The following is a 16876-nucleotide window of genomic DNA, read 5'->3' on the forward strand; positions in this document are numbered from 1 at the left end:
ATGAGCGCGGAACCGATTTCGATCGATAATGCGGCCTCCCAGCGTCCGTGGGCGCTCGCTTCATGGGTTCTGGTGAAGTCGACCGGTTTCAGTTACGACGTACTGGAACGACTGCGAATCGATGACATACGCGCGTCGGTGGCCGAGGGCGACGAACAGGCCGTGAATGCGGCGATCACAGAGTGCGTGAAGCACCTTGTGGAGGCATACCGAGACCCTCGTCTCCTTGAGGCCGTGCTGTTGTCAAGCTCGACTGCCTACCAGCAACTGCACCGGTGGCTGGCCGCCGATCCGGATGTGGCCCGGCTACGTTCCGACGATCGTCGACGGGTGCTGACTGCGGCGATGTACCTGCAGCGATTGTGCGCCAAGAATGAGAGCACAAGCTTCTTCGGTCCGGTGTATTGGGCGCGAGTAGGCGGGCTGGACGGCATTGTCCTGGATCTCGGTGATTCCCAACCACCTCTCCTGCACACGGGTTGGACATATTGGGCGGCAGAGGCCATCGCGGAGGCGATTAGTGCCGATCCGGGAGTGCGCCCATGGATAGCGCCATCGCTGCCGCCGAACCTGGTGCATCGGGATGGCCAGTACGCACTGGTGGGCTACGGCGAGTGGCCGATCGAGATCGTCGAGCTGGGCGAACCGCAGCGCAGCGACCTCGAAGTCCGCCTGTTTCGCCGATGTGACGGGCACACTACCGCGATTGCGCTCGCCGATGCAGAGGGTCTGGATCTGACTACGGTGATCGAGGTGCTCGATGACCTGGAACGGCGGCGCCTGTTGCGATTTGGTCTTGTGGTGCCTGCTGGGTTGATCGATCCATTCCTCCCACTGGTCGAGTTCGCCCGCGCGTTACCTCCAGTGGTGGGTCGGCGCTGGTGCGAGGTGCTTGAGGATCTGGAGCAGTGGCGAAACCGGTTCAGCAGCGGAGGCAGTCTGTCCGAACGACAGATGGCGCTGTGTGGTACCGAACGTTCGTTCACGGCAGTCACAGGCCGGCATTCTCAGCGAGCCGCCGGACAGCATTACGCCGACCGGACGGTACTTATTGAAGACGGTCTGTTCCCCTGGCGCCGCTTCGATATCGGGGAGCCCGTCTCCGGGTATCTGCGCCACGAGGCTCCGGTGGTGCTGGATCTGCTGTTCGAGCTTTCTCTGGCCCGGCGTCGCCGCTCCGTCGAGCTCATTACCGACTGGTTTGCACGGACTTTCGGTCCGCACCATTGCGTCCCGCTCGACGTCGTGTTGGCCGAGGCGACCGCAACGAACCTGGCCGCAGCACTGCGCGCCGAAGAGGCTCGGACGACGATCGATGGCCCTTCGGCGCTCAGCGACGAGCTCGTTGCCCGATGTGGTGAGTCTCGTGTGACGGTGGACCTGGAGTGGGGGCAACGGCGTGCGGAGAGGGTTGATTTCGACACGTGGTGCGTGGCAGGAGCAGACCTGTTCGTGAGCGCGGCCGATCTCAACGAAATCAACGCGGGGACTTTCGACGTCGTGGTCGGAGAGGTCCACGGCCTTCACGACCAGTTGCTGCAGGGACTCTGGCCCGCGATGCACCCACGTCGCACCGAGTTCGAGGCCGAAATCGGTGAGCTGATCAGCGGCCTCACCGACGGTCAGATATGCGACCCCGTGTTGGGTCACTGGCGCAAAACCGTTGCGCGCAGCGAGGTGCTGCCCGAGGTCGAGTTTCTGGGTCACAGCCCCCGACCATCGGGTTCAGTAGGGCGGGCGGCGGGGCTGACTGTCCGGCTGGATGCTGGACGACTCGTGTTGGAGTCGACCGAACTCGGGCGGATCTATTTGACACGTCCCCCGCTGTTCTCGTGGACGGCTGAAATCGAGTCGATCTTCACCCCCTTCACCGGTGCCCGCCTGATCGGGGCGGAGGACATGTTTCGGCCGCTGGACGGGCTGGATCACCTTCCTCGGTTCACCATTGGACGGACTGTCGTACACCGCGAGACCTGGCGGATCCCACCGCCTCGACGTCGAGGCTGGAGGAGCCTTTCAGTGGGCAACCAGCTCGAGATGTGGCGGTTGAAGGACAAGTACGGATTGCCGGACCAGATCTACGCGAAATTCCCCGGTGAGCCGAAACCCATTTTCGTCGACTTCATGGCGCCCGTTCTCGTGGACATCTTCAGTCGGCATTACTCGCGGGCGACCGAACCCGTCACCGTGTCGGAGATGCTGCCCGATCCGCAGCGACTGTGGCTGCATCAGGAACAGGGGCGGCACACCTGTGAGCTTCGCTTCGGCTACTACCGGCCGCAGCCAGGGATAGGGGGGTAGATGAACCGCGACGAGCATGTGTCGCTAAATACGGCAGACACCGGTGCGGTGGGTATCGGGAGGACGCCCTTGGTACCGATTATCGTGCCCCTCCAAGGCCGACGATGTCGATTGTGGCTGAAGCTGGAGGGGCTCAACGTCTTTGGTTCGCTTAAGGCGCGCACAGCCCATGCGTTGCTTCAAGCCGCAGAACGTAGCCGGCAGCTTGAGCAGGGCGGGGCGGTGGTCGAATCCACCTCGGGCAACCTGGGGATTGCCTTGGCCGGGATCTGTCGTGCCCGCGGGTACTCGTGCACCCTCGTGGTGGACGAGAACACTCCACAAACCAGCCGTTTGCTGATGCGTGCCGCCGGGGCAGCACTAGTCACGGCGTCAGCACGGGATGGGGGCAATCCGGTCGAAGCTCGGCTGAATCTCGTGCGGCGGTTTCTGGCCGAGCATCCCGACGCAGTGTGGACGAACCAGTATGGCAGCGGCGCCAATCCGCGCGTTCATCGAGAATGGACAGGCCCAGAGCTCGCCGACGATTTTGACGGAGTGCCGCCGGATGCAGTCGCTGTGCCGGTTTCGACCGGAGGTACGTTCGCTGGTCTGTCCGCATTTTTCCGAGAGTGGTCGCCGTCCACGACGATGATTGCCGTGGACGCGGTCGGTTCGGCGGCTACTGGGGGACGGGCAGCACCGAGGTCGGCCAAGATCCCCGGCTTCGGCTCGGGCCGGGAATCCGACTTTCTCTCTAGTGCGGACTGGGGTCGTCGTGTTGTTCTGCACGACTTAGAAGTGGCTGAGGCATGTCGCGTATTGGCAGCATCGGTCGGCTTGACGCTGGGTGGCTCTGCCGCGGCGGCGGTGCTGGGCGCCATCGCCGTCGCGATAGAGGATCCGGGACTGTCCGAAATCGCGGTGATCTGTCCGGATATGGGAGAGAAATACCTGGACCTGATCTGGTCCCGCTCGTCCGAGCCGACTGCGATCAGGTCCTCGATGACCGAGGCGCTTGCTTGTTTGCGCCTGGCGCGATCCGCGTCCTGTAGGGATGCGGAGTTCATGCCAGGAGCACGTAGCTGCGGCATTCCGTACTAGCCGATCACCGCTGATCGACAAGTTGGTCAGCGACAGACACAAAACACGTCCGCGGCCTTGCTGACGGATCGATGAGGAGTAGCAGTGTTCACCCGACGCGAAGAACTGGTGGGGACATATGGGATGGTTGCTTCGACGCACTGGCTAGCTTCTGCAAGTGGCATGTCCGTGCTTGAGCGTGGCGGCAATGCTTTCGACGCTGCCGCTGCCGCCGCATTTGTGCTTCAGGTCGTCGAACCGCATCTCAACGGTCCCGCCGGAGAAGTGGCAGCCGTATTCCATGCCGCGGACGCGGACGCTCCCCGAGTGTTATGCGGTCAGGGCGTCGCTCCAGCCGGAGCCAACGTTTCCCACTACACCTCCCTGGGGTTAACCGAGATACCCGGTAGTGGGCTGCTCGCGGCAACTGTCCCGGGCGCTTGGGACGCGTGGCTGTTGCTACTGCGGGACTATGGCACTATTCCTCTTCGCGAAGTGCTGAACTACGCGATCTCGTACGCGGGTCGCGGTTTCCCCCTGACACGGCACGCCTCAGCGGCGATCGCCTCAGTTTCGAGTGTCTTCGACACGAATTGGACAACCTCTCGGGATCTGTGGCTACCCGGCGGACATATACCACGCCACAGGCATGCCAATCCTGTCCTCGCGCACACGTGGGAGCGGTTGCTCGCTGCCGCGGAATCCATGACCAGCGACCGGACTGCCCAGATCGAGGCCGCGCGACACGAATGGGCCCATGGTTTCGTCGCCGAGGCCATCGAAATATTCTGCCGCACTGAGGCGCTCGATGATACCGGTGATCGACATGCAGGACTTCTCACCGCCGAGGATCTCAATGACTGGCAAGCTTCCTATGAAGACCCCCTCACCATTGACGTGGGCGAGTGGACGTTGGCTAAGTGCGGGCCGTGGTCGCAAGGTCCGGTGCTGGCACAGATGTTGCTACTGCTGGAAGGATTCGTCGACGAGCTGTCGTACGAAGGCGAAATGCCCACGGCCCGCACGGTGCACCTGACCACCGAGTGCGCCAAGCTTGCCTTCGCCGATCGAGAGGCGTGGTACGGGGACGCTGAGGTTCCTATGGCGGACCTGCTGTCTGCAAACTATCTCGAACAGCGCCGAGCTCTTGTAAGGGAGGATGCGTCGCTTGACCTACGTCCAGGGTCTGTGGCGGGTCGTCGACCTCGATTGCCAGCGTGCCTTCGACTGCAGCACGAATCCGAAAATGCCACCGCTCTCTCAGCTGCAGTTCTCGGTGAACCGGGTGCGCGCCTGGGCCGGTCCCGAGGCGACACCGTCCATGTCAGCGTGGTTGACGCCAAGGGCAACATGGTCTCGGCCACCCAGTCTGGGGGCTGGCTGCAATCGTCGCCGTCGATCCCGTCCCTCGGCTTCTGTCTGGGAACCCGAGCGCAGATGTTCTGGCTGGAGGAGGGGCTTCCGAACAGCCTCCAGCCGGGCAAACGGCCGCGAATAACCTTGTCGCCCACCGTTGCCATGCGGGATGGCGAGCCCGTTCTGGCGTTCGGTTCTCCCGGAGGAGACAACCAGGACCAGTGGCAGCTTTGTTTCTGGCTGGCGCACACCCTCGGTGACATGGACATCCAAAGAGCAGCCGACGCTCCAACCTGGCACTCCAACGCCTTTCCGCGTTCGTTCTCACCTCGAGATTGGCATCCGGGACATCTTGCAGTCGAGGCTCAGCTCGGTGAAGCCGTGATCAGCGAACTTTGTAACCGAGGACACCTCGTCGTCGACGACGATCAAGCCAGTGCGCTTGCGGTCGTCGAGCGCGAGCCAGCAACGGGCCTGCTTAAGGGCGCGGTCAGCAGACGCACAGGCCGAGGGCACGTGGTCGGTCGTTGACAGCCTCTTCCGAAAGACATGTTTCGAAACTACACTTTCGAAACATGTCTTCTGACGAAGCGTCCGGTGACGCGGGGCCTGGGCCCGTTCATCTGACTAACCCCAGAGCCATGCGTGCGCTGGCACATCCAACACGTTTAGCGCTGCTGGAGCTGCTCGCGGCTCATGGCTCGCTCACCGCAACCGAAGCCGCTCAGTACCTGGATGAGTCCCCGACTAACTGTGCTTTCCATCTGAGGGCACTGAGCAAGTACGGCTTTGTCGAGGAAGTTGACGGAGGCGGCGGCCGGCGACGTCCCTGGCGGCGCAAGCACTTGGGGTTCAGCTACTCGGACACATCAGACAGTGCGGAGTCGTCACTTGCGGCAGCGAAATTATCGGAGGTTCTGTGGGAGGGATGGCTCAGCAAGGCGCGAACCGCGTTGTACAGACGTCCGATTCTTCCTCAAAAGTGGCGGGCCGTCACCGGAGTATCGGAACACGTCCTCTTTGTGACTGACACGGAGTTAGCGGAGCTGAATCGACAAATGGATGCAACTCTTTCGCAGTTCCGGGACCGCCAGGTCGACCAGGGGCGGCGCCCTGCAGGTAGTAAAGCCATCCAGATCCTCATCTTTCGTCACCCGCAGGATTTGGACAACGCGGAGTGTGAGGCATGAGATCACTACTGGCCCACCGCGACCTGAGGCTACTCATTATCGCGCAGATACTCTCGGCGCTCGGTACCAACGTGCTATGGCTGGCAGCAGGTATCTGGGTGCAGATGATGACCGGCAGTGCTGCAGCAGCCGGGATGTCCTTCTTCGCCGTGGTATTGGGCACCCTGTTCAGTCCTTTTGGGGGCATAGTCGTCGACCGTGTACGTCGTCTGCCATTGCTCGTCGTGACCCACGTCATCGCAGCAGGATTCGTGTTGACACTCCTGCTCGTGCGCGATGCGAACCGATTGTGGCTGGTCTACCTGGTGATGTTCGGATATGGCCTCGCGTATAGCGTACTTAGCCCAGCCCAGTCAGCGCTCGTCCAGAGTGTCGTGCCTGCGCACCTACTGCCAGCCGCCAACAGTACGGTTCAGACAGTTCAACAAGGGCTCCGGTTGATTGCTCCATTGGCGGGTGCTGGCCTACTTGCGGCATACGGGATAGGTCCGGTGGTCGCAGTCAACGTCGCAGCACTGCTGGCCGCAGCTATATTGATAAACTTCATCAGACTGGTCGACCATTCTAGCCAAACAGACAAACGGCGGTGGCAGTCGGACCTGACCGCTGGCTTGAAGCACGTCACTCGGACAGTCGTTCTGCGCCAGGTCGTCATGGCCGCAAGCGCAGCCGTTATCGGTCTGGGTTTGGCGGAAACCATCTCCTTTGCTGTGGTGGCCCAAGGATTGCATCGTCCTGCTCCATTTCTGGGCCTACTGCTCTCAATTCAAGGTGCCGGTGCTGTACTGGCGGGCCTTACGGCGCCAGCTCTGCTCCGTCGGCTCTCCGAGGGGCATCTGTGCGCAGTAGGCATGCTGAGCTTTGGGCTCGGTGCCCTGTTCCAGGTGGTGCCCCGGCTACCTGCCGCTATCGCCGGGTTCGCTCTGCTAGGCGCAAGTCTGCCGTGGATCGTTGTGGGTATGACAACACTGCTGCAGCGCCGAACTGAACCCGAGAAGATGGGGCGAGCCTCGGCAGCAATCAATATGGCTACCGCTATACCGCAGACTGCAGCTATCGCTTTGGGGGCGGCTCTCGTAGCCGTCGTAGATTACCGGATTCTTCTACTAATCATGGCGTTGGTTGGGTTTCTTGGTTCTGCATACCTCTTCTCTCGCAACGAACAGCGACGCGCATCTTTGGAAGCGCGCCAGATTTGACATCGAAGGAGGCCTTTCCATTGCTAGAATTTCATGTAATCGACGGTACTCTCGTAAGAGAGATTATTGCGACCGCACGGACACAGATTATAGAGAAAGTTAGAGATACCTATCTGGCTCACCACGACGGTGCAACAGTTAACCCGGATAGTTATTTCCTACGCTTCCCTGAGCAGCCGTCTTCTAGAATCATTGCACTGCCCGCCTACCTGGGGGCTCAGCCGAATATTGCGGGCATCAAATGGATCTCCAGCTACCCGCAAAATATTGCTCGCAATCTCCCTCGCGCCTCTGCCGTAGTGATTCTTAACGACCATTCCACCGGCTACCCGTTCGCCTGCCTCGAAGGTGCGCAGATCAGCGCCGCACGCACCGCGGCCTCCGCCGCCCTCGCTGCTGAGGTGATTCACGGCGGGCGTACAGCCACGAAGATAGCGGTCATCGGCGCGGGCGTCATTGCTCGAAATATCGTCGATTTCCTCGCTGCACAACAGTGGATCTTCGATGAACTCGCCATCTTTGACCTCGTGGACGACTACGCAGCTCAGCTTGCGACATATAGCTCCTCGGCGTATGCCTACCGGAGTAACGTAGCCAAAAGTCTCGACTTGGCTATCCTAGACTCGGAGCTGGTGGTTCTCGCAACCACGGCGTCCAAGCCCTACCTCACCGAACCGGGGACATTTCGGCCTGGACAGGTGGTGCTGAATATTTCCTTGCGTGATATCGGGCCAGATGTCATTTACGACGCGCATAACATACTCGATGACGTTGAACACTGTCTTAAAGCTGATACATCCCCACATTTGGCTGAGCAGAAGTATGAAAACCGTCGCTTTATTGATGGGACTCTCAGTCAAATTATGCGTGACGAGATACGGGTAAGTCCAGTGCGGCCAGTGATATTTTCCCCGTTCGGTCTCGGTGTGCTCGATCTTTCCGTAGCCCATCACGTGTACGAAACTGCGGTGGCTCAAGGGAAAGCTATCGAGATTGATGGGTTCTTTGGAGAGAAGGAGCGCTGGTGATTGGATGCTATGTACGGCGCTGGAAGCGATTGTTCCCGGGTCCACTTCGATCGCGCGGACCCGGTCCGGATTCCATTGGTGATCCTCCAGGTGCGGAAGTCGACGAACGACGCGGCGTGGCTCATCCTCGATCCTGCTGCCCCACTAGCTAGTGTCCTGCGCCTGAAATGCGTCCCTTAAGTTGTTAGTCTGTTTGTGTGTCGCATCGTGGGCCTTCTGCTGTTGAGATCGTTGTGTCCGACGCTGAGCGTGTGGAGCTTGCGCGCATGGCGGAGTCGCCGGATCGGCGTGAGGCGCAACGGGCTCGGATCGTGCTGGCCTGTGCTGAGGGTATGTCGAATGCGGGTGCCGCGCGGCTTGTCGGTGTCTCGGTGGGGTCGGCGGCGAGATGGCGTGGGCAGTTCGCCGCCGAGGGTCTGGAAGGGCTGGGTGATCGTGATCGTGGTGGGCGGCCGGTGGCCGAGATCGTGTTGACCGGCGATGAGCGTGAGGCGTTGGGGCGGTGGGCGCGTCGATCCAAGTCGTCGCAGGCACTCGCGGAACGCTGCCGGATCGTATTGGGTTGTGCAGCAGGCAAATCCAATCAGGATGTAGCGGCCGAGTTGGGTATCACTGCCCAGACGGTGGGTAAGTGGCGGAGGCGTTTCGCGCAGAAACGTCTCGAGGGATTGTCCGACGAGACGCGGCCGGGACGGCCCCCGTCGATCCTGCTGGACAAGGTCGAAGAAGTCCTCACGATGACCTTGGAACAGAAACCGGCAGACGCGACGCATTGGTCGCGGACCTCGATGGCCAAACGAAGTGGCTTGTCGCCATCGACGATTGGGCGGATCTGGCGCAAGTTCGAGCTGAAACCGCATGTGGCCGACGGCTTCAAACTCTCGACCGATCCGTTGTTCGTGGACAAGGTCGTCGACGTGGTCGGGCTGTATCACAATCCACCCGAAAGAGCGGTCGTGCTGTGTGTGGACGAGAAGTCGGGGATCCAGGCACTGGACCGCTCGCAACCGGTGCTGCCGATGATGCCCGGCATGCCCGAGCGATACTCCCACGATTACGTCCGCCACGGCGTGACCAGCCTGTTCGCGGCGTTCGACATCGCCGACGGAGCCGTGATCTCCAAGCTGTACTCCCGCCGCCGCTCGGCCGAGTTCAAGAAATTCCTCATCGCGATCGACAAGGCCGTGCCCGCGGAACTGGACGTCCACCTGGTCTGCGACAACCTGTCCACCCACAAGACACCGACGATCAACGCCTGGCTGGCCAAACATCCACGCTTCCACATGCATTTCACCCCAACCGGGTCGTCCTGGCTCAACCAGGTCGAGCGCTGGTTCGGGTTCCTCACCGACCAACTTCTGCGCCGCGGAGTCCACAAAAGCGTTGCGGCACTGGACAAAGACATCACAGCCTGGATCGAGCAATGGAACGCCGACCCGAAACCATTCGTCTGGCGCAAAACCGCGGAAGAGATCCTCGAATCACTCGCTAAATATCTTCAACGCATTTCAGGCGCAGGACACTAGCGATCTTCCTTACGCAAAAGGTCGACAGGAGTCACGTACTCACCGATCGTCTCGGCTGAGCCTACGTTAATTGCCATGTTTTAGCGACTGGTGCGTCCCAGGCAGGGCTTCGTCTGATGTCGCCGAGTTGGTCGATATCGTGACGGATTCGGAGTTGTCTGGTGCTGCAGAGTCCGTCGGAGCCGGGCCGGACCAACTCTTGCCGATCGCGAGTCCGACGGGATACCGCTGCAACGTCACCCCCGTCACAGCTTTGCGTCTGACCCGTCTTTCTTGCCGGATGTAGGTAGTCCCACACCGACTGCCACGGCATTGGCATGCCTATACGTGCGTCCTGAGCTGAGGCAACGGAGGGCATCGCACGGGTATAAATCATGGGTCAACGCGACCTATTGCCCTGAAGGCCCGGCCCTCTCTAACATGCTTTATGACGGGGCGTGCAAAACCATCCTCACCTTATCCGCGGTACCACTTCTGCGGGGCCAAATAAGGACATGCACGGTTCGTCGGTTCGGATAAGCCAGTATTAGGAGATGATCAATGGATCAGAATGAAATGTACGAGCCGCCACAAATTGTCAAAGTAGGCGATTTTGCTGAGTTGACGCGTGGCGGTCTATACGGCCAGAACTGGGACGGTGGCGAAACAGGCTTTCGCTGGTACGAACACACTGTGATCTGAGGGCACAATGGTTGATGAGGTGTGGTTCGCGATTCTCCCGGACTGCGAGTCGGCGTTGATCGCTGCCCGCCTCGTGCGGCCGTGGTCGAGCCAGGTTATCGCTCATCCTTCGGGGCGGCCATGGTTGCTGGGCAGCTGGCCGCGCGGGTACGTGAAGGTTGGCGCAGCTCGGGCACGGCGAATGGCGGTGATCGGGCGTTGCCCGGTCACCGCCGACGCGCTGTCGGCCCGGTTGGAACGGGTCCGTGACGTTGGTGACGTGGAGTCTGCGGCCAGGGGATTAGCTGGCAGCTTTCACCTCGTCGCTTCGGTCGATGGTCGGGTTCGTATGCGGGGAAGCGCATCGGGTGTGCGGCGGGTGTTTTATACCCTTGTGGGCGATGTCACCATAGCTGCGAACAGGGCGGACAGGCTCGCGTTGATGGTCGGCGCGAGTGTCGATGAGCGATTGTTAGCGGTCTACCTGCTCGACTCGCCTCCTCCCTACCCGCTGGACGACCGATCCCCGTGGCGGAGTGTGCGCGCCGTGCGCTCGCATGACTGCTTGCTGATCGGGGCGGATGGGCGGCCCCGCACGCAGCGATGGTGGGAATGCCCTGAGCCGGAACTCACTATGGCTGAGGGGGCGCCCTCGGTGAACAAGGCGCTGACCACTGCTGTGGATTCGTGCGTGGCCGACGGCGGCACAGTCAGCGCAGACCTGTCCGGCGGAATGGACTCCACCAGTCTATGCTTTCTGGCGGCCCGGACACAGGATCAAGGCCGGGCGGAGTTGGTGACTCTGCGCTGGGAAAGCCTAGATCACGAGAATGATGACGTGGCTTGGGCCGAGCGCGCGACAGCTCATCTTCCGGATATCGAGCATGTGGTGTGCGCCCGCGACGAATGGCCCTTATGGTATAGCGATGTGACATGTCTGAGAGACATGGCTACCGATGAGCCTGGCGGATGGGTGCGCGACAGCGCCCGGAACAAGTTGCTCGCCCGGATGATGACCGGCTGCGGCTCAAGGCTACACATGACAGGTGGCGGTGGTGATGAACTATTCACGGCACCCGCACAGTACCTGCACGACCTTCTCCGCGATCGTCCATTCGCGGCGCTGAAGCGTATTCGTAGACAACGAGCCTTACAGCATTGGCCAATGTGGCCAATGCTGCGCCAGCTAGCGGATCAAAGCTCGTTCAGCGAGTGGATGAAGACTTGGTCGGACAACCTCTCGGATCTGCAGACCATGTCGGCCGCCTCGGGCCGATATGTCCCCTCACTCACCTGGAACGTTGGACTACCAATGCCCTCTTGGGCAACCCCTGATGCCGTCCAGACCGTGCAGAGTCTGCTCCGCGAGGAGCTCGACGCCACCGAGCCCTTGGCTTCCCAGCGTGCGCAGCACGCGACGCTCTCGACAGTCCAGATTAGTGGCCGTAGCGTCCGGCAATTGAGCCAGGTCTTCTCCCCTATGGGGCTGGAATACTGCGCTCCTTACCTTGACGACGGCGTAATCGAAGCAGCACTGGCCATCCGACTAACTGAGCGTATCATACCCGGTCGATACAAACCGGTACTGGCTGCGGCGATGCGCGGAACCATGCCCGAGCCACTCCTAACACGAACCACAAAAGGCGAATACTCTGCTGACGTTTACATCGGCTTACGCCGGAATCGGGCCGCACTGATAAATCTGTTTGATGACTCCCGCCTCGTACGCGCCGGGCTGATCGACGCCAAAGCTGTCCGTGCCAGCCTGCTCGGGCTCGACCCCACTTTAGATGTGCCGCGCCGTCTCGACTCTACTCTCGGCAGTGAGGTCTGGTTGCGTGCTCGGGCCCAACGCAGGGAGCCGTCGTGCACTACAATAATCGAAGGAATGCCATGAAATTGCTTCTCCGTCATGATGTTTGCGCGACCGACACCGAGGATGGCATGGTGCTGCTTGACGAAGCCAGCGGCCGTTACTGGCAGCTCAACAACACAGCTACTTTTATTCTGCGCGCTCTCCTCGGCGGATCGGCCCCAGACGACAGCGCTCACAGACTGCGCGAGGTACACCCGCATCTTTCTGCCGAACGTGCCGCCAACGACGTGGCCGCACTCATTACCGCGCTCTCCGACGCGCGACTGGTGGTACCCAAATGAGTACACCGATGGTGCCGACCACCCGGGGTTCACTCCCGCTTCATCACCGCCCACTCGCACTCTTGGCCACTCTAACTGCGCGACTGCTCGTACTCCTCAAGCCTCGCGCCCTCCGGCGCGTACTGATTGCACTCCGACGGGGGTCCGATTCCGCTACGTCCCGACAGGCACTTGAGGCTCGCAATGCTGTTGTTGCGGTAAGTGCATCCTGTGCCGGGGAAGGAGGGTGTCTACAGCGCTCCGTGGCAACGGTCATACTGTGCCGGATGCGCGGTGCCTGGCCCGATTGGTGTACAGGAGTCCGCACCAATCCTTTTCGCGCTCACGCATGGGTGGAAGTCGGCGGACATCCGATCGGGGAACCCCGCAGTGTAGATACGTATCACAAACTACTGACCGTGCCCAGCAGCCCCGCGCGCCGGTAGCTGCCATCGGGTAGGCAACCAGGTGTGGCAAATGGTGATTCTCCAGGCCATCAGCGGCGCCTCGGCCGCACTGTTCATGGCCGCCATCAGCGGAGTGAGTCAGAGCACCGTTGGCTAGCCGTTCCGCCAGGAAGCCAACGTGCTGCGCAGCCTGGTCCAATCCGCCTCGATGGTGCTCGATCCCGTGCTCTCCGCCACGCTGACAGGGGCGTTGGCCCTGGCTGGGTCTTGGCCGCCGACGCGGCGAGTTTCGCGTTTAGCGCGTTCTGCCTGTTGCGGATGCGGTTGCCCACCAAACACCCAGCGTGTTCAGGCGCCAACGTACCTGTCCGCATGCGCACAGGGCTGGAACGAGTTCTCCTCACACAGCTGGGTGTGGAGCGTCGTGGGCATGTCATCGATCACGAACATGCTTTTTGCCTTCTTCGGCGTGCTCGGACCCGTGGTCTGCGCTGAGTTTCTGGGCGGTGCCAAGGCGTGTTCGGGACCTCTTCGGTCACAACGCATCTCCGTCCTTAGCGTTCGCCGGGGACTGGGACGGTGCCCCCGGGCGGCACGTCCAGCTCGGGAAGCAGATGCCAAATCACCGAGACTCGTTCGGCCCCCTCGGGGGCACTCGCCGTCGCTTTCGGCGTATCTCGGCGATAGCGGGCGATGACCGCATGCAGCTCCTGGCCTAGGGCTTCCGCCTCGTCGGAGGTGAGCCGCAAGGCCCAGTCGCTCATACCGAAGGTATCCCGCCATACGCGCGGCATCGTCTGCAGCTCGTTAAGTGTGCGCTGGGTGTTCATGGCGTGTGTGGCGGCGACGGACTGGATATAGGCGAATGTGGCCTCGGGTTCCTGTTGGGCCAGCTCGGTGTTGTCGAACCGCGTCGACTCATCCGCCGCACGCCACCAGCGCTCGCGGGCATTACCGCGTTCGGTGTCCTCCTCCACGAAACCGGCGGCACCGAGCTGGCGCAGATGGTAGCTGGCGGTACCGGAATTGACGCCCAACCATTCGGCGAGACGAGTAGCCGTCGACGGGCCGTACCTCCACAGCAACCCGACGAGCTGCACGCGCACTGGGTGTGCCAACACACGCAGCCCCTTCGCACCCAGAACAACCACGCCTGCATCGACTTTCGAGTCAACCAGTCCCGTGTGTGCCTCAGTCATACCGCCCACTGTAAACCACAAACAGTTATTCGCGAAGACTTCTTTGCGAATAACAGTTAGTGGTTTCGCTAGGCTCCTACGTACTGCGAAACCCGATAGCTGGTTCACCCGCGTGAGTCGACAGTCGTTCTGGGTACAGCGTCACAGCGCTGACCGAGACTAATTGCATCAGGTTCGAGTCCGGTGGACGTGCTGCTCACGTCGACGGCCACCGTGGCACGGCACCGTCACGTAATCCGCTATTACAGGACATTGATCTTGCATCGCATCCGGTTCACTCCGAGTAGTGCACCGAGTTCGAATCATCTGCGCGTCAATCATTCTCGCCGTGGAATGCGGCGGCCCGGTCGACTGTGCGCGCAGCTGGTGTGTCACGGTGGTTCCGTAGCGGTTGGTGTGGCGACGGGGAGTTCATGGTGGATCCGGAAGGCCGGGATTGGAACGGTGTCGTAGGTAGGGAGGGCCGTCCGACCTACATGCTCGTGCATGGGGCACACGCCAACGCCGTGTCCTGGACCTCACTGGTGCGCGAGCTTGCATCGCGCGGACACCGTGCGCTCGCAGTGGATCTACCCGGACACGGGATCGATGCCGACTTCCCCCACGCATCCCGCGGTCGAAGCGGCGCTAGGCACCGTGGAGTTTCCCGAGGCCGTGCTGACCGCCACAGTCAAGGCTAGGTGCCGCCCCCATCCATGTGTATCTGGTTCAAGATCCCGCCCAGATCGCTCGAGAACGCCCGAACCGGCTCCTCGCCGACCACCGACGTGAGGGACGGCTCAGAGACCCGTCTAGGCTGCAATGCGGGCGTCCGGGTTTCGTGCGTTCGGATCGACGCAGCGAACAACGCGCGGGCAGCTTCCCGTCCTTCCTTGCTGGCGGGCGGTTCTGCAGAGACCTCCGGACGATACTCCGGCGCGTAGCCCGGAGCCTTTGCCGCTGAACGGATTCGGGCCGTGACGTGTCCCGGCATGATTCGCTCGGTCTGTTCGGCGTAGTGGGCGCGGATCGCCGCAGCCGCTGCCTCGGGTGTCCAGCGGGCACGGTGGGCGGCATCGAGCCACGAATCGACCATGAGGGAGTCGATGTGGCGGGAGTCGTACGACTGGGCGAGCTGGAGCAGCGCGACCACGGTGTCACGGGGATCGCTGGCCATGCGTTGCCTCCTCAGGTCAGGCGGTGATCGCGCGGGGTGTCCCGAACCCGGTTAACGCATCGTATGGATGTGTGGTCGGTGGAACGGGAATGCCTGCGGCGTGCAGGATCTCGGGATTCGGGTTGATCTTGAGCGCTTCGGCCTGGGCGAACTTCATTTCGGCCGGAGTGAGCTGGCGGCCGTTCGACATCACGGGGCGCTCGGCGGCTGCCCGGCCGAGCTGGGAGCGGGGCGGTAGCGGGTCGTCCGACCAGCGTTCGCCGTTGAGCCACGTTGCCGGGTGTGGGATGAACTGCTGCTCGGGCAGGTTGGGGTCAGCCGCGAACCGGGACGCACCGGCAAGGATCGCTTCGGGGGTTGCCTTCGCGATTGCCTTGGCGTAGGCCCGGCGGGCTCCGCCCTTGTCGGTGCGGCGCGGGTAGGTCGTCCAGAACTCGGTGAAGCCCGGTGGAAGGGTTGCGGTCGGCGTCGGCCGCGCAGCGGTCGATGGAGTGTTTTCAGTACCTACGTAAGTAGGTACTTCTTTATCTACTTCTTTTTCTGGCACGTTTTTGCTAGGCGTTTGGTAGGCATCTGCTGTAGCACTTGCTAGCCGCGTACTATCCGGTTTGGCAGCGTTCCGGGCCTTGGCCTCGCCGCCCTTGCGGCCTGCTGACCTGCGTTGTTCGCGCTTCGACTCGACTTCGGCGCGGCTCTGCTGGTGGTCGAGATAGTCCAAGAACAGCACGCAATCTGTCGGCAAGGTTCTGCCCGAGGTGGACTCGAATTCTGCGCGAATCTCGTCGCAATCCGGATGGAATCCGGACGGAATCCGGACGATTTCGCCCTTCCGGAACTCAATGGCGATCCCGGTCGTCAGGACCGCGTCACGGTCTCGTTTGGTCGCCAGCCCGCGCCACGTGGCAGGGTCGACGACGCCGTCGGTGAGGTATTCGCCGCAGTGGCACCACGCCTCGACGACGAGAAACCTCTGCCCCTTGGTCAGCCCGGCGAACTTCGGGTTGCGGGGCATGTCCACGGTGATGGTGATGAACGGCCGGGAGTCTCTAGGCATGAGTGGTCACGACCTCTCCGCGTAGGTCGTCCTCGTCGACACCGAACTCCGATGCGATCCGGTAGACGACGGCCGCTGCATCGAAACCAGTGAGTGCCCATGCGCTTTCGGGGGTTCCGGGCGAGTAGTCGCAGACGCCTGCGAAGCCCCGCCAGAACGCTTGACGGCAGCCCGGAACGAGCCCGGCAAGATGTGTGTGGGACATGCCCTCGCGGTACAGCTCGATGGCGACGGTCTCGGCCGCGTTACGGAGGCGGGCGGGGTAGAAAGCATCGATGGCAAGACAGTTGCCCATCAGGCGGCCTCGCATTCTGTTCGGGCGATGTTGGGGCGCAAGTGGATAGAGTCGCGGATGCGTTCGGTGGTGTAGAGGCTCCATCGCGCATGCTCGGCGATCTCGCGATCGGTCATTCCGTCGGCGACCAGCTGTCGGACCAGAAGCCGTCGGCCATGCGGGGTGAGGAGTTCGGCGGGCAGCTCGCCGGCCTCGGCTCTCGTGTAGGTGATTGGCTGCTCGGCCTTGTAGCGGGCGAGCATCGTCATGGGTTGTGCCTGAAGGTTTTCGGCGGCCTGTGGCCTGCGGCGTGCAGGGTGGGCCTGAT

At 61.9% G+C, this 16876-nt stretch carries 16 protein-coding genes; 11 read left to right on the forward strand and 5 right to left on the reverse strand.

What is annotated here, in order from left to right; translation table 11 throughout:
* The 11 genes from ACIA76_RS39140 to ACIA76_RS39190 all read left to right on the forward strand — a co-directional run bounded on the left by ACIA76_RS39140 (position 1) and on the right by ACIA76_RS39190 (position 12904).
* Positions 1 to 2301, forward strand: coding sequence for a lantibiotic dehydratase (locus ACIA76_RS39140; protein WP_397159839.1), 2301 nt, complete (start codon positions 1 to 3; stop codon positions 2299 to 2301).
* Positions 2302 to 3384: a pyridoxal-phosphate dependent enzyme gene (locus ACIA76_RS39145; RefSeq protein WP_397159841.1), complete on the forward strand. Its 1083-nt coding sequence runs from the start codon at positions 2302 to 2304 to the stop codon at positions 3382 to 3384. It begins immediately after the preceding gene.
* Positions 3385 to 3468: 84 nt separating this feature from the next.
* On the forward strand, positions 3469 to 5250 hold the full coding sequence (locus ACIA76_RS39150; RefSeq protein WP_397159843.1) for a gamma-glutamyltransferase family protein: 1782 nt from the start codon (positions 3469 to 3471) through the stop codon (positions 5248 to 5250).
* A 44-nt stretch (positions 5251 to 5294) separates the two neighbouring features.
* The gene (locus ACIA76_RS39155; RefSeq protein WP_397159845.1) at positions 5295 to 5909 is read left to right on the forward strand and encodes a winged helix-turn-helix domain-containing protein; all 615 of its coding nucleotides are present in this window, start codon (positions 5295 to 5297) and stop codon (positions 5907 to 5909) included.
* Positions 5906 to 7108 (forward strand): MFS transporter, encoded by a 1203-nt coding sequence (locus ACIA76_RS39160; RefSeq protein WP_397159847.1) that lies wholly within the window; start codon positions 5906 to 5908, stop codon positions 7106 to 7108. The genes ACIA76_RS39155 and ACIA76_RS39160 overlap by 4 nt, the downstream gene beginning before the upstream one ends.
* Entirely contained in the window at positions 7105 to 8136 is a 1032-nt protein-coding gene (sbnB, locus tag ACIA76_RS39165) for a 2,3-diaminopropionate biosynthesis protein SbnB (RefSeq protein ID WP_397159849.1), read from the forward strand. Before ACIA76_RS39160 ends, sbnB begins: the two co-directional genes overlap by 4 nt.
* 197 nt (positions 8137 to 8333) lie before the next feature.
* Positions 8334 to 9662 carry an IS630 family transposase gene (locus tag ACIA76_RS39170; protein WP_397159851.1) on the forward strand — a complete coding sequence of 443 codons (1329 nt, stop codon included), beginning with the start codon at positions 8334 to 8336 and terminating at the stop codon, positions 9660 to 9662.
* A gap of 540 nt (positions 9663 to 10202) precedes the next feature.
* Positions 10203 to 10343, forward strand: a complete 141-nt coding sequence (locus tag ACIA76_RS39175) for a lasso RiPP family leader peptide-containing protein (RefSeq protein ID WP_397159853.1) — start codon at positions 10203 to 10205, stop codon at positions 10341 to 10343.
* Between the two features lie 7 nt (positions 10344 to 10350).
* Entirely contained in the window at positions 10351 to 12219 is a 1869-nt protein-coding gene (locus ACIA76_RS39180) for an asparagine synthase-related protein (protein WP_397159855.1), read from the forward strand.
* Positions 12216 to 12479 carry a lasso peptide biosynthesis PqqD family chaperone gene (locus ACIA76_RS39185; RefSeq protein WP_397159857.1) on the forward strand — a complete coding sequence of 88 codons (264 nt, stop codon included), beginning with the start codon at positions 12216 to 12218 and terminating at the stop codon, positions 12477 to 12479. Before ACIA76_RS39180 ends, ACIA76_RS39185 begins: the two co-directional genes overlap by 4 nt.
* Positions 12480 to 12487: 8 nt before the next feature.
* Complete coding sequence (locus tag ACIA76_RS39190) at positions 12488 to 12904, forward strand: lasso peptide biosynthesis B2 protein (protein WP_397159859.1); 417 nt, start codon at positions 12488 to 12490, stop codon at positions 12902 to 12904.
* Positions 12905 to 13419: 515 nt separating this feature from the next.
* On the opposite strand, the gene ACIA76_RS39195 is transcribed toward ACIA76_RS39190, so the two are convergent.
* From ACIA76_RS39195 to ACIA76_RS39215, 5 genes are all read right to left on the reverse strand, one after another.
* Complete coding sequence (locus tag ACIA76_RS39195) at positions 13420 to 13986, reverse strand: helix-turn-helix domain-containing protein (RefSeq protein ID WP_397159861.1); 567 nt, start codon at positions 13984 to 13986, stop codon at positions 13420 to 13422.
* Positions 13987 to 14740: 754 nt separating this feature from the next.
* Complete coding sequence (locus ACIA76_RS39200; RefSeq protein ID WP_397159863.1) at positions 14741 to 15220, reverse strand: hypothetical protein; 480 nt, start codon at positions 15218 to 15220, stop codon at positions 14741 to 14743.
* A gap of 16 nt (positions 15221 to 15236) precedes the next feature.
* Entirely contained in the window at positions 15237 to 16274 is a 1038-nt protein-coding gene (locus tag ACIA76_RS39205; protein WP_397159864.1) for a hypothetical protein, read from the reverse strand.
* A complete protein-coding gene (locus ACIA76_RS39210) occupies positions 16267 to 16569 on the reverse strand; it encodes a hypothetical protein (RefSeq protein WP_397159866.1) in 303 nt (100 codons plus the stop codon). Before ACIA76_RS39210 ends, ACIA76_RS39205 begins: the two co-directional genes overlap by 8 nt.
* Positions 16569 to 16817, reverse strand: a complete 249-nt coding sequence (locus ACIA76_RS39215; RefSeq protein ID WP_397159868.1) for a hypothetical protein — start codon at positions 16815 to 16817, stop codon at positions 16569 to 16571. Before ACIA76_RS39215 ends, ACIA76_RS39210 begins: the two co-directional genes overlap by 1 nt.
* Positions 16818 to 16876 lie beyond the last annotated feature (59 nt).

Origin of the sequence: Nocardia sp. NPDC051570, from assembly GCF_044454005.1 — a bacterium.
GTDB lineage: Bacteria > Actinomycetota > Actinomycetes > Mycobacteriales > Mycobacteriaceae > Nocardia.

Excerpts from the sequence above, each read along its gene's own strand:
- ACIA76_RS39205 (WP_397159864.1), bottom strand. The coding sequence starts at position 16,274 with ATGCCTAGAGACTCCCGGCCGTTCATCACCATCACCGTGGACATGCCC.
- ACIA76_RS39210 (WP_397159866.1), bottom strand. The coding sequence starts at position 16,569 with ATGGGCAACTGTCTTGCCATCGATGCTTTCTACCCCGCCCGCCTCCGT.
- ACIA76_RS39160 (WP_397159847.1), top strand. The coding sequence starts at position 5,906 with ATGAGATCACTACTGGCCCACCGCGACCTGAGGCTACTCATTATCGCG.
- ACIA76_RS39215 (WP_397159868.1), bottom strand. The coding sequence starts at position 16,817 with ATGACGATGCTCGCCCGCTACAAGGCCGAGCAGCCAATCACCTACACG.
- ACIA76_RS39175 (WP_397159853.1), top strand. The coding sequence starts at position 10,203 with ATGGATCAGAATGAAATGTACGAGCCGCCACAAATTGTCAAAGTAGGC.
- ACIA76_RS39145 (WP_397159841.1), top strand. The coding sequence starts at position 2,302 with ATGAACCGCGACGAGCATGTGTCGCTAAATACGGCAGACACCGGTGCG.
- ACIA76_RS39200 (WP_397159863.1), bottom strand. The coding sequence starts at position 15,220 with ATGGCCAGCGATCCCCGTGACACCGTGGTCGCGCTGCTCCAGCTCGCC.
- ACIA76_RS39190 (WP_397159859.1), top strand. The coding sequence starts at position 12,488 with ATGGTGCCGACCACCCGGGGTTCACTCCCGCTTCATCACCGCCCACTC.
- ACIA76_RS39180 (WP_397159855.1), top strand. The coding sequence starts at position 10,351 with ATGGTTGATGAGGTGTGGTTCGCGATTCTCCCGGACTGCGAGTCGGCG.
- ACIA76_RS39185 (WP_397159857.1), top strand. The coding sequence starts at position 12,216 with ATGAAATTGCTTCTCCGTCATGATGTTTGCGCGACCGACACCGAGGAT.
- ACIA76_RS39140 (WP_397159839.1), top strand. The coding sequence starts at position 1 with ATGAGCGCGGAACCGATTTCGATCGATAATGCGGCCTCCCAGCGTCCG.
- ACIA76_RS39155 (WP_397159845.1), top strand. The coding sequence starts at position 5,295 with ATGTCTTCTGACGAAGCGTCCGGTGACGCGGGGCCTGGGCCCGTTCAT.